The organism is Candidatus Kosakonia sp. 282A-S69 (assembly GCF_029433855.1).
In the GTDB taxonomy this organism is placed as follows: Bacteria; Pseudomonadota; Gammaproteobacteria; order Enterobacterales; family Enterobacteriaceae; genus Kosakonia; species Kosakonia cowanii_A.
In genome coordinates, this window is sequence record NZ_JAROAU010000005.1 from 248415 (window position 1) to 248678 (window position 264).

Below are 264 nucleotides of genomic sequence, written 5' to 3' on the forward strand. Positions count from 1 at the left end.
CGTCCACGTAGTCCGCCGGATGCGCCAGGGTCGCCAGGTGAGGGTCCGCCCGGGGGGCCGGCACCCGCACGAGGGCGGCGAACCGCTCGTCCTCCAGGGCCCGCTCGATCGCGCGCATGCGCGAGGGGCGCTCGGGATGCCCCTCGGGAACGGCATGGTCGAAGCTCGCAGGATGACTCACGTAGCGGGTGGTCACGCGGAGATGCTCCCGAACTCGTTTCCGCCGCGTCGTCGCAACCGGAGCCATTACTGTGGCACGGGCCG

The 264-nt window shown here is 72.3% G+C and carries 1 protein-coding gene; it reads right to left on the minus strand.

What is annotated here, in order from left to right; all coding sequences use genetic code 11:
• Positions 1-196: arginase family protein (locus PU683_RS22225; protein ID WP_277174671.1), on the minus strand; the 196-nt coding region annotated here is incomplete at its 3' end.
• Positions 197-264 lie beyond the last annotated feature (68 nt).